At 37.8% G+C, this 23,064-nt stretch carries 20 protein-coding genes and 1 pseudogene; 6 read left to right on the top strand and 15 right to left on the bottom strand.

From position 1 onward, the window contains the following. Positions 1-114: 114 nt before the first annotated feature. The 11 genes from J5A56_RS10190 to glf form a co-directional block, all read right to left on the bottom strand. Positions 115-1,260: a lipopolysaccharide biosynthesis protein gene (locus J5A56_RS10190; RefSeq protein WP_211815509.1), complete on the bottom strand. Its 1,146-nt coding sequence runs from the start codon at positions 1,258-1,260 to the stop codon at positions 115-117. A gap of 117 nt (positions 1,261-1,377) precedes the next feature. Further along, positions 1,378-2,376: a 3-oxoacyl-ACP synthase III family protein gene (locus J5A56_RS10185; RefSeq protein ID WP_021672990.1), complete on the bottom strand. Its 999-nt coding sequence runs from the start codon at positions 2,374-2,376 to the stop codon at positions 1,378-1,380. A gap of 19 nt (positions 2,377-2,395) precedes the next feature. Further along, positions 2,396-3,136 carry an SDR family NAD(P)-dependent oxidoreductase gene (locus J5A56_RS10180; RefSeq protein WP_021672989.1) on the bottom strand — a complete coding sequence of 247 codons (741 nt, stop codon included), beginning with the start codon at positions 3,134-3,136 and terminating at the stop codon, positions 2,396-2,398. Positions 3,137-3,139: 3 nt separating this feature from the next. Further along, a complete protein-coding gene (locus J5A56_RS10175) occupies positions 3,140-3,364 on the bottom strand; it encodes an acyl carrier protein (protein WP_021672988.1) in 225 nt (74 codons plus the stop codon). 4 nt (positions 3,365-3,368) lie between these two features. Then, complete coding sequence (locus J5A56_RS10170; protein WP_021672987.1) at positions 3,369-3,989, bottom strand: GNAT family N-acetyltransferase; 621 nt, start codon at positions 3,987-3,989, stop codon at positions 3,369-3,371. A 181-nt stretch (positions 3,990-4,170) separates the two neighbouring features. Further along, complete coding sequence (locus J5A56_RS10165; RefSeq protein WP_021672986.1) at positions 4,171-5,136, bottom strand: hypothetical protein; 966 nt, start codon at positions 5,134-5,136, stop codon at positions 4,171-4,173. Next, positions 5,133-6,335: an ATP-grasp domain-containing protein gene (locus J5A56_RS10160; protein ID WP_021672985.1), complete on the bottom strand. Its 1,203-nt coding sequence runs from the start codon at positions 6,333-6,335 to the stop codon at positions 5,133-5,135. Before J5A56_RS10160 ends, J5A56_RS10165 begins: the two co-directional genes overlap by 4 nt. Position 6,336: 1 nt before the next feature. Beyond that, the gene (locus J5A56_RS10155) at positions 6,337-7,446 is read right to left on the bottom strand and encodes a DegT/DnrJ/EryC1/StrS family aminotransferase (RefSeq protein ID WP_021672984.1); all 1,110 of its coding nucleotides are present in this window, start codon (positions 7,444-7,446) and stop codon (positions 6,337-6,339) included. After that, the gene (locus J5A56_RS13570; RefSeq protein WP_349251581.1) at positions 7,439-8,389 is read right to left on the bottom strand and encodes an acyltransferase family protein; all 951 of its coding nucleotides are present in this window, start codon (positions 8,387-8,389) and stop codon (positions 7,439-7,441) included. The genes J5A56_RS10155 and J5A56_RS13570 overlap by 8 nt, the downstream gene beginning before the upstream one ends. Before the next feature lie 349 nt (positions 8,390-8,738). After that, positions 8,739-9,185, bottom strand: coding sequence for a DUF6078 family protein (locus J5A56_RS10145; protein ID WP_231370836.1), 447 nt, complete (start codon positions 9,183-9,185; stop codon positions 8,739-8,741). A gap of 209 nt (positions 9,186-9,394) precedes the next feature. Next, on the bottom strand, positions 9,395-10,570 hold the full coding sequence (glf, locus tag J5A56_RS10140) for a UDP-galactopyranose mutase (protein WP_021672981.1): 1,176 nt from the start codon (positions 10,568-10,570) through the stop codon (positions 9,395-9,397). A 777-nt stretch (positions 10,571-11,347) separates the two neighbouring features. Between glf and J5A56_RS10135 the strand changes: the two genes are divergently transcribed. Both J5A56_RS10135 and J5A56_RS10130 read left to right on the top strand, forming a co-directional pair. Further along, entirely contained in the window at positions 11,348-12,097 is a 750-nt protein-coding gene (locus J5A56_RS10135) for an outer membrane beta-barrel protein (RefSeq protein ID WP_021672979.1), read from the top strand. 15 nt (positions 12,098-12,112) lie between these two features. Next, positions 12,113-13,357 carry an acyloxyacyl hydrolase gene (locus J5A56_RS10130; RefSeq protein WP_021672978.1) on the top strand — a complete coding sequence of 415 codons (1,245 nt, stop codon included), beginning with the start codon at positions 12,113-12,115 and terminating at the stop codon, positions 13,355-13,357. A gap of 199 nt (positions 13,358-13,556) precedes the next feature. Here J5A56_RS10130 and fmt read toward each other — a convergent pair whose 3' ends face one another. The 4 genes from fmt to J5A56_RS10110 form a co-directional block, all read right to left on the bottom strand. Beyond that, positions 13,557-14,576, bottom strand: a complete 1,020-nt coding sequence (gene fmt, locus J5A56_RS10125; RefSeq protein WP_021672977.1) for a methionyl-tRNA formyltransferase — start codon at positions 14,574-14,576, stop codon at positions 13,557-13,559. A gap of 58 nt (positions 14,577-14,634) precedes the next feature. Next, complete coding sequence (locus J5A56_RS10120) at positions 14,635-16,431, bottom strand: chloride channel protein (protein WP_021672976.1); 1,797 nt, start codon at positions 16,429-16,431, stop codon at positions 14,635-14,637. Between the two features lie 12 nt (positions 16,432-16,443). Further along, positions 16,444-17,013, bottom strand: a complete 570-nt coding sequence (locus J5A56_RS10115) for an L-threonylcarbamoyladenylate synthase (protein WP_021672975.1) — start codon at positions 17,011-17,013, stop codon at positions 16,444-16,446. Between the two features lie 693 nt (positions 17,014-17,706). Further along, positions 17,707-18,708, bottom strand: a complete 1,002-nt coding sequence (locus J5A56_RS10110) for an ROK family protein (RefSeq protein WP_021672974.1) — start codon at positions 18,706-18,708, stop codon at positions 17,707-17,709. 129 nt (positions 18,709-18,837) lie between these two features. On the opposite strand from J5A56_RS10110, the gene J5A56_RS10105 reads away from it, so the two are divergent. The 4 genes and pseudogenes from J5A56_RS10105 (at position 18,838) to J5A56_RS10090 (ending at position 22,752) form a co-directional block, all read left to right on the top strand. Further along, entirely contained in the window at positions 18,838-19,524 is a 687-nt protein-coding gene (locus J5A56_RS10105) for a LysE family translocator (RefSeq protein ID WP_021672973.1), read from the top strand. A gap of 24 nt (positions 19,525-19,548) precedes the next feature. Further along, positions 19,549-20,156, top strand: a pseudogene (locus J5A56_RS10100) (DUF4924 family protein). 12 nt (positions 20,157-20,168) lie between these two features. Next, a complete protein-coding gene (gene rfbD / locus J5A56_RS10095; protein ID WP_021672971.1) occupies positions 20,169-21,053 on the top strand; it encodes a dTDP-4-dehydrorhamnose reductase in 885 nt (294 codons plus the stop codon). Positions 21,054-21,183: 130 nt separating this feature from the next. Further along, positions 21,184-22,752 (top strand): peptide chain release factor 3, encoded by a 1,569-nt coding sequence (locus J5A56_RS10090; protein WP_021672970.1) that lies wholly within the window; start codon positions 21,184-21,186, stop codon positions 22,750-22,752. The last annotated feature ends 312 nt before the right edge of the window (positions 22,753-23,064 follow it).

The raw sequence follows: 23,064 nt of genomic DNA, 5'->3' as shown, positions 1-23,064 counted from the left end.
TTAATCGTTCAGAATAGTATGCGTTTATTGCAAAGCTTAAAAAACTACTAGCAACTCCTGCCCAAAGCATCATTTTAATGCCTATAAAGACACCTATAATAATAGGAACTACACCTATAATTTTTTTATTATTTCTAACTTGAGAAACAAGTCAGATCTACCCATAACTGTTAAAATGTTAAGGTTTATAGCATGCACGGGATAAAGCAAGGCGCCTAAACATATAATTTGTAAATATTCAGCAGCAGGAAGCCATTTTTCTCCTATTAGAATAATTATTAGTGGTTTAGCCATTGCTGCCAAAGCTATACATCCAGAACAAGAAATGAACGTTGTTGTCCTAATGATTTTCCGATAACCATTTCTTAAACGAACAATATCCTCTTGTATTTTACTTAATGTTGGAAAACTTACCTTCTGAACAACTTGAGTCAATGTATTAGAAAAAAGACCTGAATAACTTTGTCCTCTTTGATATTGTCCCAAATCAGCAGAAGTATAAAATTTTCCTATAATAACTTGATAGAGATTATTATATGCAGCACTTAAAAGATTTGAAGCAAGCATTTTACTACCAAACCCCCATAAATATTCAAAACTTTTTTTATTGAATATAAATTTTATCTTCCATCTATAATGGAAATTATACAAAATAATTTCAACACCTGAAGAAACTAATCCTTGTGCTATAAGTGCCCAGACTCCATAGCCTTTCATAGCCATATAAATACCAATAAGACCACTTAAAATAGCTCTCGAAAAAGATATTTTAGTAATTATTTTAAAGTTGATATCACGTGTAAACATCATATTAGGGATTGTAAGCAATCCACTAAACAAAATAGGAATACTTGTTACACGCAGGATATCTGTTAGTTGTGGTTCTTTATAAAAAACAGAAACCCAAGGCGCAAAGAGAAAAAGTATAATATAAACCAATACTCCTACTCCTGTACTAAACCAAAATGCAGTGAGTCTATCTTCTTCAGTCAAATTCGTTTTACGAACCATAGCTTGACCGAAACCACTATCTGTAAAGACAGTAGCAATAGCTGTAAAAACAGTAACCATACCTATTAATCCGTATTCAGAAGGATCTAACAAACGAGCTAAGACAATTCCAACCAAAAAACTAATTCCTAAAGAACCAGCTTGATCTAAAAAAGTCCACTTAACTCCGTTGATAGCTTTCTGCTTAAGAGTACCTGATTCTTGTCTTTTAGATTGTAGATTTCGTATCTTATTGTTTTGAGAAGACATTTATATCCATTATATTTTACAGATAACTCTAAATTAAGAACTCGTTGTATTTCTTAATCGATTATAAATCAATTAGCCTAACAAAAATTAGTTTTATTTGATTAAAGCCATATGTAATTAAAACTTCAAGACTGTTCCTCCCCAACTTAATCCAACTCCAAATCCTGCAACCATAACAGAACTCCCCTTTTGGATAAGAGAGTTTTCAAGGCAATCTTTCAAACCAATGAAAATGGTTGAAGAAACGGTGTTACCTGTATCTTCAAGATTAATATAAAATTTATCTTTGGGCAATCGACAAACCTTACGAATTGTATTCAACATAAACTTATTGGCCTGATGAAATACATAATAATCTATCTGTTCTTGAGTAAGATTATTCTTTACCAGAACATCATTCATCATAAAGGGTACTATATCAAGGGTAAAGTTGAAAACATTACCACCATTCATATAAAGATAATCATCAAAATTCACATGACCTTCTTCGTCAGTCGTATACTTTCCCGTCATAGCTTTATGACGTGCCATGCCAGTCTTTATGATAAGGTTATTAGCACCACCTCCATCAGTTCCCAACACAAAATCGCCAATTTCAGCAAAACCTTCTGTCGAAATCAAACAAGCAGCAGCACCATCTCCAAAAATACTACGATTACTCTTATCTGATGAATGCAGATATTTTGTGTAAGTTTCAGATGTGATCAAAAGAATATTTTTTGCGATACCAGCAGCCAACAATCCCTTTGCGACTGCCATACCATAAACACAACCAGAACAACCAAGATTATAATCAAAAGCACCAGCTGTCTTTGGAATTCCTAAACGTTCTTGAAGAATACATGCAGTTGAGGGTAGAAAATAATCAGGACTCTGCGTACAAAGAAGTAGAAAATCAATAGTCTGTGGATCTATATGATATTCCTCAAATAATTTCCTTGCTACCTTTTCACCCATATCACCAGCTGTCTCATTTTCACCTGCAATATGACGAGTATTAACTCCTACTTTCTGTGCTATTTTATCGACACTCCAATCTGGAAACTCTTTTACTAAATCTTCATTAGTAAGTAATTGTTCTGGAAGATAATATGATAATGCTTTTATATAGGCCATTACTATTTCTTTATTTATTTTACCTTGCTCCTCCTGTTATTTTCAAATCACTTCCCGTCATCCAAGATGAAGCATCTGAAAGCAAATAGATTGCAAGTGCTGCAACATCCTCAGGTTGACCATAACGCTTTAGAGGATATTTCTTTTCGTCTTCGAGCAACTGTTCTTCAGATATTCCATCTCTAAGAATAAGCTCAGTTCTTACCATTGCAGGGCTAATGCAATTAACGCGAATCTGCCTTGAGGCAAGTTCTAACCCAAGACAATTCGCATATGAAATTAAAGCACCTTTTGATGCTGAATATAGAGCATTCCCATAGCTTGGCGATTGGCTTGCCATAGATGTTATAAAAACTATAGAAGCCGACTTGTTAATTCTCTTATTTTTCAAAAGAGAAGATTGTAACATGATAGGACCTTTAAAATTTATTCCCATCACTAAATCAACATCACTTTCCGCTATTGATTTACACAAGAGTCGATGCCCTATTCCTGCGCAATGAACAACACCATCAAGTAGTGGCAAGGCTTCTACCAAAGCATCTCTCTCTTCTGGCAGAGTTAAATCACCTGCCACTACCATGTGTCCGTCTCCTTCTAAGAGTTCTAAGGTTTCTTTTAACCTTTCTCTTTTGCGCCCATTAATAATAACTTGAGCTCCCATCTTTGCACATAAAACTGCAATCTCACGTCCTATGCCAGCAGAAGCACCTGTAACCAATATAGTCTTACTTTCAAGAGAATACAGATTAAAAGCCATTATTTATTTAGAGATTAGATTATACAAGTCTTCTACAGTTGTACATTCTTTTATATCTTTACCAGATATAGTTTTGCCGTACTGTGTACGAAACATAGCTATAACACCCATGGCTATTAGTGAACTCCATTCATCAAGATCGTGAAAAACTGTATCACTCTTAATCTCTGAAATGTCAGTATCATCAAACTGATCTGCAAAATCTACAATAAAATCTTTTAATTCCATAATCTTACTTTTTTAGTTCTTTTCTTATTATCTTTGAATTAGCAACTATACGCATCATAACCTGATCAAGATCATAGTCACCTAATTCTAAATGTTCTTTATATTCTTTTGATAGAAGAGAATAATGATATTCATTATATATCTTTCCGTTCTTTATAATAGCCTCTCTTCCAACACCTTCTTGCGTAAAAAATAATGCTGGCATTTGTGATCTTGTAAGTAAATGTTCTTCCAAACAAGAACCTGTAAGTCTGTTAATATTTAATCGATTAAAAGCATAATCTAAAATTAGCAAACTTGTCTGTAAATATTCTGTACCACTACGATAGGCTTTGTCGCCTATTACAATTCCACCCCAATAACAAGATCTAAAAAGATGATTGATATCATTTAATGATGCAAAGCCTATCATTTCATCATTATCTAAAGAGCATATTGCAAAATAAATTTCATTACGATTATGAGTTGCTTTTGACAGAGCCCATTGTTTTTCAATCTCTTTAGAAGGAATTATTATGGGACCACATGTCATTTTTTGTATTTCTACATCATTATGCCACAAATAAGTTTTCGCCCAATCATCGGCATCCAGCATCCTTAGGTAAATAGTCTCTCCTTGTATCATTATACTTGATTATAAGTTAAAATAAAATATAAATTAATCAATATCTTTCAACACTATGTTTCCTATATGATTCGCTACATCTCAAAAGATTGATATAAGATTAATCATCTAATTAAATAAATACAAAGAATATTCTCATTGTATACTTAAACTCGAACTTCCCTTGTTGTACCCCTATAGACTATACAACTTCCGTAATTACGGAATGGATAGTATCCATATCTTCTATACCATATCTTTGATCAACAGGTAAAGGAAGTAACAAATATGAAAAAGACGTTTCTATATCTATAGAATTACACCAACTCGACACATTAGGCCAATAAGAAGGTATATAGATTTTATGGTCTATTAACTTTTTCCTCAAGTTTTCATCTTTTACAAAATACGGATATATCATAGGTATACTTCCTTTTTCTAAATGTATATCTAATTCATTACTTAATCCAAACTTATCATTTAGATAATCAAAGTTATAAAGACGACGACTTGCAACGTCGCTATAATCAATAGAATACATTATCGTTTGAGTAACCTTGGACATTCTTTTTATAGTATCATGATCTAAGAACTCCTCATTTTTATGATAATCACAAAAAGCTTCTTCTGCAGATTTATCCAATCTATCTAACAAGAATAACATTCTTGAAGACGAATAATCTTGTGGAATATCAAAATCAGCCTCTTTATCAGTATAAAGATAGGCTCCGTCAGCAACACCAAAGAATTTTCTACAAGTATAAAAAGTATCAATTTCTGGAAGTGGTCGACTAAAAAAGGCTTGTGTATTATCTATTATGATGTTAGGAGCATACTTATCAGTAACTATTTTTACATATTCATCCATCAAACCAAAATAGTTACAATACAAAATAACTTCATCTTTTTTAGGATGCAGAACTTCCGAAATGTGGAAGTATTTATCTATGTGATAAAACTGATAGTCTAAACCTAATTTCTTAATTGGTTGTAAAACGGCATCACACATATAATATGGTAAATATACTTTCGTGTACTTTTTTACTCTTAAGACATACTCCAAACAATAACGCCCAGAATTTAATCTTATAGCATCACGATGATATTCTCCATTTTCATTATATGGTAACTCTAACGAGAAATATCCCCCAATGGCTTTTTGTCTCATAATACAATAATTTTAAGCCACGTTTCTTGATTAGACAAGCAACATCTCATTTCCTCATTAGTATTAAATCTTAAAACCAACGTTCCTATTGTTGTATTAGCTCCCGTAAAGCCCTGCACCTTTTCGCCTGCTTTTACCCAGATGTCTTTCTCTATAAGAAAACACTCTTCTACCGTTTTATCTATCTCTATACTCTGAAAGATGCCATCACATTCAGAGTGTAAGATAATTTCAGCCCAATATCCATCATAAATTGGCTGATGAATCTCGTCTATAGGGTCTCCAACGGCTGCACGAACGCAGTTATCTATGAGGTCTTGCCCTGAAACATATTTCATCATTTCTGAAAGTCTGTTCCCACCACCTCGGGGGGCAAGTTCCATTATATATGGTTTACCATTCTTGCATAGACGTGTCTCAATATTATAAACTCCTGTTTTAACATTAAGCAGTGTCATCAAGCGTTGCAATTCACTTCTTAGTTCCTCTTGTGCCCATTGTGGCATTGTTGAAGGCCACGAAAAAGCTGCTGGGGTATAAGGATTGATAGCCTTAGGATCAAAATGTTGATCATTAAACGAACAGAAAACAAGTTCTCCATCAACAGTGAAACTATCACAATCAGAAGAATTACCTTCTTTCTCTAAGAAATCTTCAATGATGAAATACCCATTATGACTTTCACTCAGAGCATAATCAATAGCTGAGGAGAGTTGTGATAATTCATCGACACGCGTAACCCCCTTGCTTCCTGCAGAATCAACTGGTTTGACAATAACAGGCCAGTTGTAATATTCTGTATCCCCAAGAGCTTCTTCTTTTGAGGAATATCCTTTTGCATTGGGTACATTGAAATTATTATCTTTTAAGAACTGACGAAATCGTGACTTATCCTGTAAGATACAAGCAACATCATAAGAACATTGGAAACTAAGTCCTATCTGTTCAGCGACATAAGCAGCTGTTACTACACCAGGGTCTACGCCAAAAGATAATATTCCATCTATATTAAGTTCCTGTGCTAATTGCAATACTGCATCTTTGTCAAGAATGCTAACATTATGAAACTCGTCCGAGTATTGATGAGCAATATTTTCAGGAACATAGTCCACCGTAATGACATAGTAACCATGACGATGTGCAGCTTCTATAACAGGTAGGAGATAACGAATACCTCCAAGGAGCATGAGTTTCTTCATCTTAGTGTCTTATACAATCTATAATTCTATTTATCTCTTTTTCGTTCAATGCATGATGCATAGGCAAACATATTACAGCGTCAGCCATCATGTGTGCATTAGGCAGATTCTCTGGGCGAGAACTCTCCAAACCACGATAAGTAGAAAATTCACTGATGAGTGGGTAGAAATAACGACGTCCCCATACACCTTGGTCTTTTATCTTCATGTATAGCTCGTCACGCATCATACCATACTTCTCTGCATCAACAAAAATTGGGAAGTAACTATAGTTATGACGAACACCAGACATATCATCCCAAAACGAAATACCATCAACGTTGCGTAAGGCTTTACGATAAGCTACAGCCACTTTCTGTCTCGCAGCAATGGCAGCATCAACCTGCTTTAGGTTTAATAAACCGTAAGCTGAACGAATCTCATCCATCTTACTATTGATACCAGGACCAACGACCTCCACTTCATTGGCAAAACCAAAGTTCTTCAAATAATCTATGCGTTGCTTGGTCTTTTCATCATGCATCACCATTGCACCACCTTCTATTGTATTAAACACCTTTGTGGCATGAAAGCTCAATGTACTCATGTCACCAGCATTCAACAGACTTTCCCCATTCACTTTAACACCAAAGGCGTGTGCTGCGTCATATATCACTTTTAAGCCATATTTATCTGCTATAGCCTGAATCGCTTCTGTATCACATGGTTTACCATACACATGAACAGGGAGGATAGCTGTTGTACGTGGTGTTATTGCTGCCTCAATCTTTTGGGGATCTATATTGCCTGTAGATGGATCAATATCGACAAAGACAGGCTTAATACCATTCCACCATAGGGCATGAGTTGTTGCTACAAAGCTATAAGGTGTCGTTATTACCTCACCTGTAATCCGCAATGCCTGGAGAGCAGTTAGCAATGGTAAAGTTCCATTCGTGAACAAGCTAACGTATGGGACTTTCAGATATTCAGCTAAAGCAGCTTCTAATTTCTGATGAAACTGTCCATTATTTGTTATCCACTTACTTTCCCAGATTTCTTTAAGGGATTCTGTAAACTCATCAAGATTTGGTAACAATGGTGATGTTACTGTTATAATATCTTTATTCATATTTATGCAATCTATTATGACAGGTGATATATAATTTACTGGTTTGAATATACTTAACGACTAAATCAAGATATAATCGTTCTAAGAAACGTTGTCGACAAAAGTCTATAATCGTACATGCTATAAAAACAATAATAGGAACACATAAAGCATGTATATATATCATACCGCTATGAAACATTCCTACATTATTACAAGTATCTTTCCACAGCCATTGTCTCATAGCATCAGAATTGGCGTGAATCAGTAACACACCAAAAGTGCATGATGCTATTGTATTTATCAGCTTACTTTGGCGAATATGAATATTCTTGAAGAACATAAAAGTTGACACACTAACCAAAAAAGCCAACAACTTATTAGAATCGCTAACAAAAAACATCAACAAACTCCAATCCAAAGCCACCCCCGAATAAACACCCCTAAAAAGCATTACAAGCACGCTTAAAACGGAGATTGTAATTAAGACAAGAGATGCCCCCCCCCAGAACATTTTATCCTCACTACGCCAAATTCCATAAAGTCTAATATATGATGCAACAACATATAATACACAAAACCAAGTAACATAATTAAACGTTACACCTATCCATGGAATTGTTCCTAATATGGTATAAACCCCTAAAGAAAGAATGACAAGCAGAACATGCTGGCTCTTAGAGATATTATTCAACAGAATATTGAGGAATGGTATAAACAAATAGAAGAGGAGGAAACAACTTGTGAAAGATGTACCCACACTTGAAATTGGATTTACTATCTGAAGTAAACTACTGAATGACAAAGGTATGTATCCCGTATATAAAAATATACAACCAAACAATATATTATACAATTCAACTTGCAATAACAGCTTAACAAATTTATACAGCGATATTTTAGATTTACACATGAAATAGCCCGTAATCAATACAAAACAATCTATACCGGTCTTCCCCCACATTCCAAACATATATAAAAAATACTCGCTGGTGCTGTCGGAGTTTTGAACATTTCATCAAATAAACCTGAATTTACAACATAGTGATGCATTACAATCAATAACATCACAATGATACGATATAATTCTATATTAGAATTTCTTTCTGTCTTTTTTGTCATACTACATAAATGCTATCTAAAACACATTTATCCTTCCTTCCTAAAACAACCTTAATAATGTTTCCGACGCTTTCGGACACATTGTACGAATGCTTCGGACAGAGTGTGCGAGACTGCCGGACAACAATAAATGATAGTTTATTAGATTGAATTAAAATACTGTTATTGTAAAACTGACTCAATATTTATTCTTAAAAAGATACTGATTCAAAAGTTCTTTCATATTCGGGCTCGTCATATCCATATTTCTTGAATAGAACTTTTACATCATCTGCCATCAGCTGAGTGAAAAGATAACCCTTCTCAGCTTTGCTGTAACGATAAAAGTTGCTACGTCCACGAAAATATCTGTAGATTTCATTGCGAAGATCTGGTAAATCCTTACGACGCACCTCATCGAAGAAATGAGCAAAGCCTGCATGACAAGTGACAAGTTTCTTCTCTTGAAATTTCTTACAACAACCATTCACAAGATTTTCTGCCATAAGAGCTGAAGGATAAATTGCTTCTCCCCATGTATTACTTGATGGTTGTAACTTAAAATACAAATGGTGAAGACAGTTTTCTTTTACAGTACAACTTTCAAGAAAGCAGACTTCATAACTTTTAGGGAAAAAGTCCAAGTTCAATGATTTCATTGAATCCATAGGTATATTATATTAAAGCATTCTCATAGTAACTTAATAAAAAACAACTATACAACTTCATTGACTTTGTAATATAGATATTGAGAAACTCCTAAAAATCCTACAGCAACATTCACTTTATGACTACTTTAGTAAAAAACTATCAAAAGTTATTTATTGAAACTACCTTAATTTTAATTCCCCCAATAGGTATTTATACTTTATGGAAACAATCTCATTACTTGTTCTACAATCGGTGCCATATCATAATACTTGTACTCAGCAAGTCGTCCGCCGAAAATTACCCCAGATTCCTCTGCTGCCAAGAGACGATACCGCTTTGCGAGCAGGTTGTTCTTTTCATCGTTGACGGGATAATAAGGCTCCATACCTTCTTGCCATTCCGTAGAATATTCACGTGAAATGACAGTCTTTGGGTTAGCATAAACCTCCTGACCAAATGATTCAAAATGTTTGTGCTCTATTATACGTGTATAAGGCACTTGTGCCTCTGTATAATTGACAACTGCATTGCCCTGATAGTTGGCAACATTAAGGACTTCATGTTCAAATCGAACGGTACGATAATCCAACTTACCTAAACAATATCCGAAATACTCATCAATCTTACCTGTAAAAACAATTTTTTTACATTGAACATTAAAACTTGAACTTTGAACTTTATGAACACCAGCCTCTGTATCATAAGTATGCTGACAATCAAAAAAGTCTATGTCCATTATTGTTTCTGCTCCATCAAGCAAAGCTTCTATCAGCTTGTTATAACCATCTATAGGAATACCCTGATATTTATCGTTAAAATAGTTATTGTCATAAACTAAACGAACAGGAAGTCGTTTTATAATAAAAGATGGAAGTTCTGTGCATTTTCTCCCCCATTGTTTCTCCGTATATCCTTTAATTAGCTTTTCATAAACATCTTTACCGATTAATGCTAAAGCTTGCTCTTCAAGGTTACGAGGTTCCTCAACACCTTCTGCCTTCATTCTGGCAACAGCTTCTGCCCGCTGTTCATCAAGTTTTGCCTGCGCTTCTTCAGGTGTAGTTACACCCCACATCTGATAGAATGTATTCATATTGAAAGGGAGGTTATAGAATTTACCTTTATAATTAGCAACAGGAGCATTAGTAAAACGATTGAACTCAACAAGAGAATTCACAAAGTCCCACACGCGTTTGCTTGATGTATGGAAAATATGTGCACCATATTTGTGCACATTGACCCCTTCAACATTCTCACAATAAAGGTTTCCACCCAGCTGTGACCGTCTATCTATCACCAAACACTTCTTTCCTTGCTTAGTTGCAAAATGAGCAAAGGTGGCACCGAAAAGACCTGCGCCAACAATGACATAATCATATAGTTTTACATCCATACTACTGAAAATAATTCATCGAAAACAAAATTCTACAGAAAAATTCAAATAAGAAAAACATTATATAATCATCAGACTATGAACGAGTATGCATACAATCTCTCCTCCCTACAAGCTATGATAAAAGCTCACAGACTGCTACTATTACGGTTCCTCCACATTAGAACGAAACGCAAAAACAATTAGACTTGGTACAGTTACAATCGTTAGTTTAAACAACAAAAAACTGTGTTGGTCAATTCAGTAGTTGGGATTCGCTCGCAGACTCTTTCTGTTAATAGTTTTTATTTTCTTTTATTTTGGGTACAAAATTAAATAAAAAATGAGAAAAGAAAGAATATTCATAGAATAATTGCAAGCACACGATATAAAAACGAGAAAGAATGAGCAACAAAGCCAGACTTACCAACTGGCCCCTCCCCCAAACCCCTCCCCCAAAGGGAGGGGAGTAATCACCGAGATACCCCACACATATGATGACAAAGCTAAGACAGAATGACATAGAGATATAATTAATGCTCCAACCACTTTTCTTGTATTGAATATATCATAAAAAATGTCTTTATGTCATTATGGCTTAACATATTTATCCACACAGCCTATATCGAATATGTCATTAAAGAATATGTCTTTATGTCATTCTGGCTTAACATTATCTATACCCTTATGTCATTCTGTTTAGTATTCTGTATCTTTAATCTGTATGAAAAAGCCACAAGATATCAATGGTTTGAAGAAAAATCACTATCTTTGCATCAGAATCAGTTATCCTAAAAAATGAAAAAGATTATATTGATTGCTGCCATCCTTGTAGGGGCATTGACAAATGGACAAGCTCAGGTAATAAACAAGAAATATGCTAAGCGTATTGGAGATGCGGTTAAAGAAGGCTACCAAGACGTTAAGGAGGCTATTGTGCAAGATACCAAACCGTCTGGTGAACACACCGTCTGGGATATTTATGCTGTACCCAAAGTTGGTTTTAACTTATCCAACCTATTAGGCGTTGATAATAACATAAAACCTGGACTTATTGCTGGAGCCTATATTGAAGTGTTCTTGACAAAGAACTTTGCTTTAGACGTGGAAATGCAGTACAGCCAACAAGGTACTTCGGGCATCTATCGCAATATCAGTGCAACAGACGACTATGGCAATCCGATTACACAGAAACATGGTCCATACAATATTAATCTACACTATATCAACACGAACTATATAGTACGTTGGTACCCTTGGGCTGATTTACCATGGAGTTTCACCACAGGAATACATACAGGATATGTTATTAGTGCACATGCTAAAAAGAAAAATGGTGAAGATTTCAACCTTAAGGATCATATATATAAAGGTGACGTAGCTCTCCCACTTGGCGTCAGCTACGAATGGAAACAGTGGCAGATAGAAGCTCGCTACAATGTGTTCTTCAGAAAATTAGCAAGAGACGCTGAAGCAAAGGATTTATTAAAGAACGCCCGCAACAGCATGTTTGAAGTAACACTTGGTTACAGAATACAGGTGCTTTAATTCCGCCTGAATCAAGTGAGGAAAACCATTTTAACACTATTCATCATACTCTCTGCAGTTGCTTCTGCAGAAGAGTGTGACTCTCTTTCTATACCACAGACAGGTGTAGAAGTGCGTTATATATCTGCACAAACTTTATGTTTAGACCAAGAGCCACGTATTTGGACAAAGACCAAGGAAACATATGCCATAGCAGCACAAGTAAACATCACACCAACAGCGAATGCCTTTGCACGTGATTACAACTATCCCATCTTTTCTGTTGGTTTGCGCTATAACTTTAACCATGGAACGACGATGCATAAAGATACTCCATGGGGACAAGCACAGCCAGTAGATTATATCAGTAAATTAGGTAACGTTCTTACCCTCTACGGAACTTTTAACCGCCCACTTTATCGCAGCAGTCACTGGCAATGGGGCTATTACTTAGGTACGGGTATCGGCTATACGGCACTTAAATACAACAAAAAGAATAATATAGACAATGAATATATAGGTTCTCATTTCAATATTTTCTTTACAGCAGGACTGTACGGACAATATAAAGTGGCTAAGGAATGGAGTGTAAAAGCGGGATTAGACTTTGCACATCATAGCAATGGAGCTATGGCGCGCCCTAATAAAGGAGCTAACTACTTAGGTCCTTTCCTTGGGATTGTATATGAACCAGAGAAACAAATAACAAAGGTAGCAAAGAGAAACACGCACCTTGAAGAACCCTTCCAAAAGTATTGGTTTACAGAATTTACCTTTGGAATAGGTGGTAAAACATTGCTTGAGGATTGGCACCAAACGCAATTTAACACTCCACAGGGAGATCCTAATTATCGTAAAGAGCATTTTACTTTCTACGGAGCTTACTCTTTCCACACGCACCTACTCTATCGTTATGCTCGCCGATGGGCATCTGGCGTTGGCATTGGCTTATTCTATGGAGATTATGCCAGTAGAGTGGCACGCTATGACAAGGAAAATGGCTACACAGGAGAGAAACATAGCCCATGGTCTGCAAGCATTGAAGCTCGCCATGAAGTATTCTACGGAAATATGTCTGTTCGTGTCAGTTTAGGCTATTACCTCTATCGACACATGGGTTACAAAGCACATCATGGTTTGGAGAAACCTTATCATGAACAAGTAGGTGTATTTTATAGTTTTCCAAAACTAAAGAACCTAACATTAGGTTTTAGCGTCAATGCACATGCAACGAAGGCAGACTTCACAGAACTACAAGTAACAATGCCAGTGAAGCTATAGAGCAAGACAGAATGACGATAGTTTAGACAGAATGACATAAAGACATATTTCCTTAGTGACACATTTTGTTGCTTGGTTTAAAAATGTGGAGTATATATCAGACAGAAATACATAAGCTATCTTAATCCACAACCCACAAATCCCATATTAAATATGTCATTGAAGAATATGTCTTTATGTCATTCTGTCTAAACTATCGTCATTCTGTCTGGAAGCGGTACTTCTCTATATCCTTAAAACCATTCAAAAACGAGCGGACATCCATTCGTTTTTTACCAGAAAGCTGAATATCGAGAAGTTCTAAGCGATTATCAGAGGTGTTAACATACAGATGGTTCTTCTCTATAACAAGCGTACCAGGCACTCCGGTAGAAGGAAGGTCTGACTTTGCTGTCTTGTAAACCTTCATTACCAAAGGCTTCTCACCCTTGTCGACAATAGGACAGAGTGTACACCATGTTCCGGGATAAGGACTGAGACCACGTACAAAGTTGTAAACCTTCTTAGCAGATTGGTTCCAATTGATTTCACAAGTCTCCTTAAAAATCTTTGGTGCAGTAGGAAGCTCCACATTCTCACAGGTTTGAGGGGCACTGATGCTATCAAGAACAGCAGGGAAATCAACATTATCCAAATCATCTGGCAACTTTGACGCTATCTGGTCGATTGTTTCCATGGCAATCTTTGCTCCTAAATACATCAACCCATCATAGACATGCTCAACATCTGCTGTATCATGAATGGCAAACGGTTTTTGAAGAATAATACGACCGGTATCAATATCCTTATCAAGGAAGAAGGTTGTCACCCCCGTTTCCGTCTCACCATTGATGACCGCCCAATTGATAGGAGCAGCACCACGATACTGCGGAAGTAAGGCTGCATGAACATTAAATGTACCTAACCGAGGCATTCCCCAGACAATCTCAGGTAACATACGGAAAGCTACTACCACCTGCAAGTCAGCTTTATATGAACGCAACTCATCTATAAAGTCAGCATCCTTCATCTTGACAGGCTGAAGGACAGGCAGATTATGTGCAAGTGCATACTGTTTCACTGGTGAAGGCTGCAGCGTCTCTTGATGTCGACCCACAGGTTTATCGGGTTGGGTAACAACAGCTACAACATTATAACCATTCTCAACTAATGCCTTCAATGATTCCACAGCAAACTCTGGGGTTCCCATGAAAACAATGCGTATATTTTCTTTTTTCATTGCCTTTGAGGTTTTAATAAGTGGAAGATTATAAAGTGAAGAGTAGTTGACACAAGCCCTACTCAGCACTAAAATCTGCTACAAACTGACGATACATACTATAAAGGTGAGCACGTGATATGTAGCCAACCAGCTGTCCTTCAATGTTCACAACAGGTAAGTATTGTGCACCCGTACGTTCAAAAGTCTTCATCACATCTTCCATTGGATCATTGACACCAAGCGTTGCAGCTGGTGGCGTCATAAGCTGACTAACATGAAAACGATGATAAAGCTCTGTACGGAAGATTATATGACGAAGTTTATTAATATCTATCTCACCCAAGAGTTTACCAGACTCGTTGAGTACAGGAATATAGTCATTACGACTTGCACTAATTGCGTGAACAAGTTTTCCCATTTCCATATCAGGATCAACCGATGTAAATTCATGGTCGATAATCTTATCCATACTCATCAAAGTGAGGATAGACTTGTCTGTATGGTGCGTAAGAAGTTTTCCCTGCTTCGCCAAACGAACAGCATAAATACTATGATGTTCGAAAATATTAATGGTAAGATAAGAACAAACCGTCACAATAATTAACGGAATGAAAAGTTGATAGCCACCTGTCAACTCTGCAATAAGGAAAATACCTGTTAATGGCGCATGCATGACTGCTGACATAACGGCTGCCATACCATAAAGGGTAAAATTCTTCTCAGGAATATATACACCAAGCTGCTGCATATTCCAAAATCGGGAAAAGAAGAAACCAGCAAAGCCACCAATAAACAAAGAAGGAGCAAAGGTTCCACCACAACCACCTGCCCCATTCGTTGCACTGGTTGCAAAGACCTTCGTCATCGTAACAAAGCCCACATACAGCAGAAGGAATTTCGTCTCTCCAGCAAACATTGAACCGCTCATCACCTGCATCCAGTCAGCTTCTGTCTTACCTTCAATAAACAATCTCAGACTATTATAGCCTTCACCATAGAGAGAAGGAAAGAGAAAGATAAGCGGAGAAAGTACTAAACCACCCACAAGAAGTTTCATATAAGGTCGTGAAGAGAGTTTCCCGTAACCATTCTCACACCACGACATCAATCGCATGAAATAAAGAGAAACAAATCCGCAAGCAATACCCAAAAGGATTGTTGGTGGAACACGGTCAAGTCCCCAGAGGTAGTCCATCTGAAAATGATACATTGCCGAACCTCCTGTGAAGAAATAGGAGAAACACGTTGCTGTTACCGAGGCTATCAAGATAGGCAAAAGAGAAGCCATCGTTAAATCTACCATCAACACCTCAAGTGTGAAGACCAAACCAGCTATTGGAGCTTTGAAGATACCTGATACAGCTGCCGTTGCACCACAACCGACGAGGAGCATTAGCGTGCGATTGTCTAACTTAAATATACGCCCTAAATTACTTCCTATTGCCGAACCTGTCAAAACGATAGGTGCCTCTGCTCCTACCGAACCACCAAAGCCAATCGTTATGGCAGAAGCAACGATAGACGACCAGGTGTTATGAGCTTTCAAGCGAGATTGGTTCGTAGAAATAGCATAGAGGACACGTGTTATACCATGTGAGATATTATCACGTACAACATATTTAACAAACAAACTCGTTAGCCAAATACCCACGACAGGATAGATAAGATAGAGCCAGTTTATGGTTGTAACATGAAACCCAGAGGTCACCAACTCCTCTATCACCTTGATAATTACATGAAGAATATAGGCAGCCAAAGAAGCAAGAAAGCCAATCGCAAACGCTAATACTAAGACCAGTTCGCGATTAGAAACATGATTCTTTCGCCAATTATCAAGCCGAGATATAAGTCCCAGACTATCTGATACTTTCATCTATCCTCTTAACTATTTTCTTATGATTGTTACTTCGCCATCAGTAGCCAACTTGATAATACTGGATGGTGTGTGTGGTTTGTGCTCCTGACGTCTTGACTGACAGACATAATCAACGCCATCAAGAATCTCTTGTGAGATGTCACAGTAATTTTGTGCAGCAGGTTCACCACTAACATTTGCCGATGTACTGACAATTGCTTTCTGGAATCGATAGCATAACTCGCGAGAAAATGCCTCCTTCGTAACACGAATACCAATAGAGCCATCCTCAGCTATCAGATTTGGTGCAAGATTTACAGCACCATCAAGAATCAACGTTGTAGGTTTCTCAACAGCCTCTATCAGCTGCCAAGCAACATCAGGCACGTTACGCACATAACGTTGAAGGCGATTATCAGAATCGACCAAGCAGATAAGTGCCTTTGAATCGTCTCTACGTTTCAAAGCATAAACCTTTGCCACTGCCTCCGCATTGGTAGCATCACAACCTATACCCCAAACAGTATCGGTTGGGTAAAGGATAACACCACCTTGTCTCATCACCTCGATGGCTTTCTTGATATCGTCTTCCTGTTTCATCGTCTATTCTTGTATATTCTTTCTAAGTATTATTAGTAAACGCAAAGTTAGAGTAAAAAAACGAGAACACAAAACAAAAGTTATAAAAAGAAAGCGTATTAAAGGTTGGTTCTATTAATTAGCTTTGTCTTATTTCAAGACTATCTTCGAGAGCAACTTGCTATTGAACGAAGAAGTTATGCGTACATAACGACAGAGTGAACTGGCTATTTGAGCCGAAGAGAGTCCGAAAGATTACAAAACATAATCCATGATTTAATGATTTGAGTTCGATCGTAATCAATAGAACCCACCTAAAAGATAGCAATGTTCTGTAAAAACTCACTGCGCAAGTTGACAAATAGCCTCCGAATACATCTTTGTAATGAATCTCATTTCTCATCTTTAGTCAATGTATTGTTAGTCATTACCTGTGGTGTTGATGGAAAACACAAATGGTGTGGAGGGTTAACACCAATGGTGTGAATGGTAAACACCAATAGCATTGAGCACTAAACTACCTACTATTAGGAGAAATCATAAAACGTAATAGGGACAAACAACCTCGCAAATCATTAAATCTTCGTTATGAAGAGCGACTCACAAGGGCGTTTGTCCCTACTTTATAATCTATAAGTTTCAGATTCTATCCAGCATATATACAAACAAACTGTATGTATAAACCTATGTAAATCTTAAACTTTTTATCTTAATTTACAATTCCCAACCGATAGCTGAAGCACCAAGAACAGCAGCTGCAGCGTCGTCAAGTGAGCTGATCAAGAACTTAGGCTTATCTTTGAAGATTTCTAATGCATGCTCTTTGTAAGAACGTATGATAGGTTCCATCAATAAGTCGCCAGCTTTAGTCAGACCGCCGAAGAAGATAAACGCCTCTGGAGAAGAGAAAGTTGCGAAATCTGCACAAGCTTCACCCAGCATCTTACCAGTGAACTCGTAAACACGCTTAGCAAGTGCATCACCACGACCAGCCGCGATAGAAACATCCAAAGATGTTATATTTTCTGACTTAATCTCACGCAACAAAGATTCTTCCTTGCTTTCCTTCAAAAACTCACGAGCAGTGCGTGCAACACCAGTAGCAGAGCAATAAGTCTCCAAGCAACCTCTACGGCCACAACCACAAGTGCGACCCTTTCCATCACGTACCATTACGACATGACCCAACTCACCAGCAAAGCCATCAGAGCCATATACCATCTGACCGTTGATCACAATACCAGATCCTACGCCCGTACCGAGGGTAATCATGATAAAGTCCTTCAAACCACGCGCTACACCATACTGCATCTCGCCAATGGCTGCCGCATTTGCATCATTGGTAAGTCCAACAGGAATACCTAACTTCTTTGAAAACATGTCTCCCAATGGCACTACACCATCGTGACCCCACGAAAGGTTCGGTGCAAACTCTATCGTTCCACGATAGAAATTACCATTTGGTGCACCAATACCCATAGCACGGAACTGGCTAATTCCACCGTATTTTACAACGAGAGGTCTTATTGCCTCTACACCTGCCTCTACAAAATCGTCAACAGTCTTATAAGCCTGTGTCTTTATAGAGTTTGTCGCAAGTACCTGACCACGTTGATCAACTACTCCAAACACAGCATTTGTTCCACCTAAGTCCAAGCCAATAACAAAAGGCTTATCCAATCCAGCAACAACTGGCTTCTGCTCTAATATATCCATGATATAATAAGTTTTTAGTTTAATATACTATGGGCAAAGTTATGAAAAAAGTGGTATTCTACAAAGTTTTGTTAGGTAAATTTGCTTATCTCATATTATTTTTGCAATTTTGCACCCAAAATAAGAGGCATGCAATTTCCCATTCAATTAGATATTCTGGATTTCATTTTTAAGGGACTACTCATTGGTATTATTGCTTCAGCCCCCATGGGTCCAGTAGGAATATTATGTATACATCGAACCTTGAACAAGGGTCGTTGGTATGGTTTTATAACTGGTATCGGAGCAGCTGTAAGTGACACTATTTACGCACTCATCGTAGGGTTAGGAATGGGTTTCATTATGGGACCTTTAGAAAACCCGACCTACAAGCTTGGCATTCAGATTTCAGGTAGTATACTACTTTTATTATTCGGAATCTATAGTTTCAAATCCAACCCTATGAAGAAAGCTCATAAAAGTGGAAAAGAAAAGGGGACTCTTTTTCATAATGGCGTAACTGCTTTTTTAGTAACACTTTCCAACCCATTGATTATCTTCCTCTTTATTGCCTCATACGCACAGTTTGCATTTGTTCAGCCCGACCGACCATTAGAAATGATTATCGGTTTTGCATGTATTCCAGCTGGTGCATTACTATGGTGGTATGGCTTATCATGGTTGATTGATAAGATCAGAGGTAAGTTTGATGATAATGGTATTCTTATTATAAATAAGGTTATAGGCTCTGTTGTCATCCTGTTCTCTATCATTATGCTTTTAGGAACAGTATTTAATCTCTATCATTTACCAACTATTGACAACTTGATGGACTAAGGATAACTTTCAAAGAAAGATTTTATGTTTGTTGCAAAGGAATTAAGAAAAAAGAGCATAGCAGAATATCTGCTTTATATGTGGCAGATTGAAGATACTATCCGTGCGTACGACTGTTCATTGGCACGAATCCGTAAAGAATATATCGATCAGTTTCAGTATACAGAAGAACAAAAGAGGAAGAGGAAGACTGGTTTGGTGACCTCGTACGAATGATGAATCAGGAAGGTTGTCGTGAAGGTGGACACTTACAGATAAACAAGATACTCATGCAGGACCTTACTGAACTGCACACACAGTTACTGCAATCTTCAAAGTTTCCGTTCTACTCTGCTGAATATTATCGTATTCTGCCTTTCATTGTTGAACTAAGAGGTAAGACAAAACGTACAGCAGACAAGATGGCACGTACAAATGATGAACGCTTAAAGAGTGTTGCTGCGCAGTTAGGAAAGAGTGAGATCGAAACTTGTTTCGACCTTCTTTATGGAGTGATGATGCTCCGCCTGCAGAAAAAGGAGATTACTCCCGAGACGACTCGTGCACTTAACGAGATAACAACCTTCATAGGTATGTTATCAGACTACTATATAAAGGACAAGACTGAAGGCTTAAACTTCGGCGAAGAATAACAGAGATTGCTTATGAATATTTTAGTTACAGGAGCCAACGGACAGCTTGGCAACGAGATACAGCTCGCATCTAAGCAGAGTAAAGACCACTATATCTTCACTGACGTGTGTGAGGGGTATACAAAGTTAGACATAACTAATTTGGAAGATATCCGCAAGATGGTACATGACAATCAGATAGAATGTATCATCAACTGCGCTGCATGGACTAATGTGGACAAAGCAGAAACAGCAGGCGAGATTGTTGAATTGCTTAATGCTGTTGCACCAGAAAACCTTGCCAAGGCAATGAAAGAAGTAGATGGCTTACTGGTTCATGTCAGCACAGACTATGTCTTTGGTGGCGACCCATATAACACTCCTTGTAAAGAAGACATGAAGGGTACTCCGACTGGTATTTACGGCCAAACAAAGCTACATGGTGAAGAGAAGATTCAGGTTACGGGTGTGGATCATATCATCTTTCGTACAGCATGGCTTTATAGTGAGTTCGGTCATAACTTCGTTAAGACAATGATAAATCTCACAGCAACAAAACCTCAATTGAAGGTTGTCTTTGATCAATGTGGTACTCCCACCTATGCAGGCGACTTAGCAGAGGTCATCTATGACATCATTGAGCATCGTAAGTATGAAGGTAACAGTGGTATCTATCACTTCTCTAACGAGGGTGTATGTAGCTGGTATGACTTCACGATAAAGATTGCAGAACTTGCAGGAAATAAGGACTGTGAGATCCTGCCTTGCCACAGTGACGAGTTCCCTTCACCAGTTAAACGCCCAGCCTATTCAGTCCTTGATAAGACAAAGATTAAAGAGACCTTCGGCATAAAGATTCCCTATTGGGTTGACTCGCTAAAGAAGTGTATGAAAGGCTTACAAGAACAAGATAAATAATAGGGACTTAAAAACAAGATTAGTCAGAAAGTGTTAAGACCTAACCTTTCTCAAAAATATAAAGAGGAATCTGTTAGCTGCACTTAAACAATAACAAACTATTCTTGTACTCCCAAAGATTATAAAACAAATGAATGAAATAGAACGCAGGCGAACGTTCGCCATTATCTCTCACCCAGATGCTGGTAAGACTACGCTGACGGAGAAGTTCCTTCTCTTTGGTGGTCAGATTCAGGTTGCTGGTGCGGTGAAGAGCAATAAGATACGCAAGACAGCTACATCCGACTGGATGGATATTGAGAAGCAGCGTGGTATCTCGGTATCAACATCTGTGATGGAGTTTGACTACGAAGGGTACAAGGTAAACATTCTCGACACTCCTGGTCACCAGGACTTTGCCGAAGATACTTATCGCACACTGACGGCTGTAGACTCTGCAATCATCGTTGTGGACTCTGCAAAGGGTGTAGAGGCACAGACACGTAAGCTGATGGAAGTGTGCCGTATGCGTAACACACCTGTTATCATCTTTATCAATAAGATGGACCGTGAGGGTCGTGATCCTTTTGAAGTATTGGATGAATTAGAAGAAGAACTTCAAATCAGCGTACGCCCTCTCTCATGGCCAATCGGTCAAGGGCAACGATTTAAGGGTGTATATAACATCTACGAACATCAGTTGAACCTCTTCACACCAAACAAACAGCGTGTGACAGAGAAAGTTGAGGTAGATATCAACTCCAACGAATTGGATGAACAAGTGGGTGCAGAGTTTGCAGAACAATTACGCAATGACCTCGAATTAGTTAATGGTGTTTATTCAGACTTTGAAGTTGAAGCTTACCGTCGTGCGGAGGTTGCACCCGTTTTCTTCGGTTCAGCATTGAACAACTTCGGTGTACAAGAGCTTCTTAACTGTTTCGTTCAGATAGCACCAAACCCACGTTCTACTAAGGCAGAAGAACGTGTGGTGGAACCAACTGAGCCTAAGTTTACTGGTTTTATCTTCAAGATTACAGCCAATATCGACCCTAACCATCGCAGTTGTATCGCCTTCTGTAAGGTTTGTTCGGGTAAGTTCCAACGTAACCAGCCTTACCTCCATATTCGTAATGGTAAGACAATGCGCTTCTCCTCCCCTACTCAGTTCATGGCACAACGTAAGAGTACAGTAGAAGAGGCTTACCCTGGTGATATCGTTGGTTTGCCAGATAGCGGTGGCGTCTTTAAGATTGGCGACACACTGACAGAAGGAGAGATTCTTCACTTTCGTGGCTTACCAAGCTTCTCACCAGAGCTATTCAAATACATTGAGAACGACGACCCAATGAAGTCTAAGCAGTTCCAGAAAGGTATTGAACAGCTGATGAACGAAGGTGTGGCACAATCATTTGTCAACCAATTCAACAACCGTCGTATTGTAGGAACCGTTGGACAACTCCAGTTTGAGGTTATCCAGTACCGATTGGAACATGAGTACAATGCTAAGTGCCGTTGGGAACCAGTACACCTCTACAAAGCTTGTTGGATTGAAGCTGATGACGAGAAAGAATTAGAAAACTTCAAGAAGCGTAAGTATCAATATATGGCAAAGGATATTGAGGGACGCGACGTTTTCCTCGCAGACTCTGGCTATGTGCTAAGTATGGCTCAACAAGACTTTGAGCATATCCGCTTCCACTTTACAAGTGAGTTCTAATCTAAGAATAAGACAAAATAAATGTGCCAAAGAACATATCGCTTCTTTGGTGCATTTTTATATGATTAAACGAATAACAAAAGCCTTTACTACTCACTTATTCTAAACAAGTTATGCTATCACTTAATCCGCAAACTCCTCCAAATTATCTCTCTATCAACAAACTATATCGTTTCATCTTAGAAGAGACTATTTCCTTGCCCTAACCACTAACAGCTTCTACCTAATAAGTATATTGCATAGTAGTTGAGCATAACATCATTGGTATTCACCAAGCGCACCATGTGTGCTAAGCATTAACACCACCTGTGT

Source organism: Prevotella melaninogenica (assembly GCF_018128065.1).
Classification (GTDB): domain Bacteria; phylum Bacteroidota; class Bacteroidia; order Bacteroidales; family Bacteroidaceae; genus Prevotella.
This window is presented reverse-complemented; position numbering and strand designations above follow the sequence as displayed.

What these genes read in the sequence shown, in the direction of transcription:
- J5A56_RS10175 (WP_021672988.1), bottom strand. Translation starts at nt 3,364, where the DNA reads ATGGAATTAAAAGATTTTATTGTAGATTTTGCAGATCAGTTTGATGAT.
- J5A56_RS13570 (WP_349251581.1), bottom strand. Translation starts at nt 8,389, where the DNA reads ATGTGGGGGAAGACCGGTATAGATTGTTTTGTATTGATTACGGGCTAT.
- J5A56_RS10105 (WP_021672973.1), top strand. Translation starts at nt 18,838, where the DNA reads ATGCAATTTCCCATTCAATTAGATATTCTGGATTTCATTTTTAAGGGA.
- J5A56_RS10145 (WP_231370836.1), bottom strand. Translation starts at nt 9,185, where the DNA reads ATGAAATCATTGAACTTGGACTTTTTCCCTAAAAGTTATGAAGTCTGC.
- J5A56_RS10135 (WP_021672979.1), top strand. Translation starts at nt 11,348, where the DNA reads ATGAAAAAGATTATATTGATTGCTGCCATCCTTGTAGGGGCATTGACA.
- J5A56_RS10185 (WP_021672990.1), bottom strand. Translation starts at nt 2,376, where the DNA reads ATGGCCTATATAAAAGCATTATCATATTATCTTCCAGAACAATTACTT.
- J5A56_RS10165 (WP_021672986.1), bottom strand. Translation starts at nt 5,136, where the DNA reads ATGAGACAAAAAGCCATTGGGGGATATTTCTCGTTAGAGTTACCATAT.
- J5A56_RS10170 (WP_021672987.1), bottom strand. Translation starts at nt 3,989, where the DNA reads ATGATACAAGGAGAGACTATTTACCTAAGGATGCTGGATGCCGATGAT.
- J5A56_RS10120 (WP_021672976.1), bottom strand. Translation starts at nt 16,431, where the DNA reads ATGAAAGTATCAGATAGTCTGGGACTTATATCTCGGCTTGATAATTGG.
- J5A56_RS10155 (WP_021672984.1), bottom strand. Translation starts at nt 7,446, where the DNA reads ATGAATAAAGATATTATAACAGTAACATCACCATTGTTACCAAATCTT.
- J5A56_RS10190 (WP_211815509.1), bottom strand. Translation starts at nt 1,260, where the DNA reads ATGTCTTCTCAAAACAATAAGATACGAAATCTACAATCTAAAAGACAA.
- J5A56_RS10090 (WP_021672970.1), top strand. Translation starts at nt 21,184, where the DNA reads ATGAATGAAATAGAACGCAGGCGAACGTTCGCCATTATCTCTCACCCA.
- J5A56_RS10160 (WP_021672985.1), bottom strand. Translation starts at nt 6,335, where the DNA reads ATGAAGAAACTCATGCTCCTTGGAGGTATTCGTTATCTCCTACCTGTT.
- J5A56_RS10180 (WP_021672989.1), bottom strand. Translation starts at nt 3,136, where the DNA reads ATGGCTTTTAATCTGTATTCTCTTGAAAGTAAGACTATATTGGTTACA.
- rfbD (WP_021672971.1), top strand. Translation starts at nt 20,169, where the DNA reads ATGAATATTTTAGTTACAGGAGCCAACGGACAGCTTGGCAACGAGATA.
- glf (WP_021672981.1), bottom strand. Translation starts at nt 10,570, where the DNA reads ATGGATGTAAAACTATATGATTATGTCATTGTTGGCGCAGGTCTTTTC.
- J5A56_RS10110 (WP_021672974.1), bottom strand. Translation starts at nt 18,708, where the DNA reads ATGGATATATTAGAGCAGAAGCCAGTTGTTGCTGGATTGGATAAGCCT.
- fmt (WP_021672977.1), bottom strand. Translation starts at nt 14,576, where the DNA reads ATGAAAAAAGAAAATATACGCATTGTTTTCATGGGAACCCCAGAGTTT.
- J5A56_RS10115 (WP_021672975.1), bottom strand. Translation starts at nt 17,013, where the DNA reads ATGAAACAGGAAGACGATATCAAGAAAGCCATCGAGGTGATGAGACAA.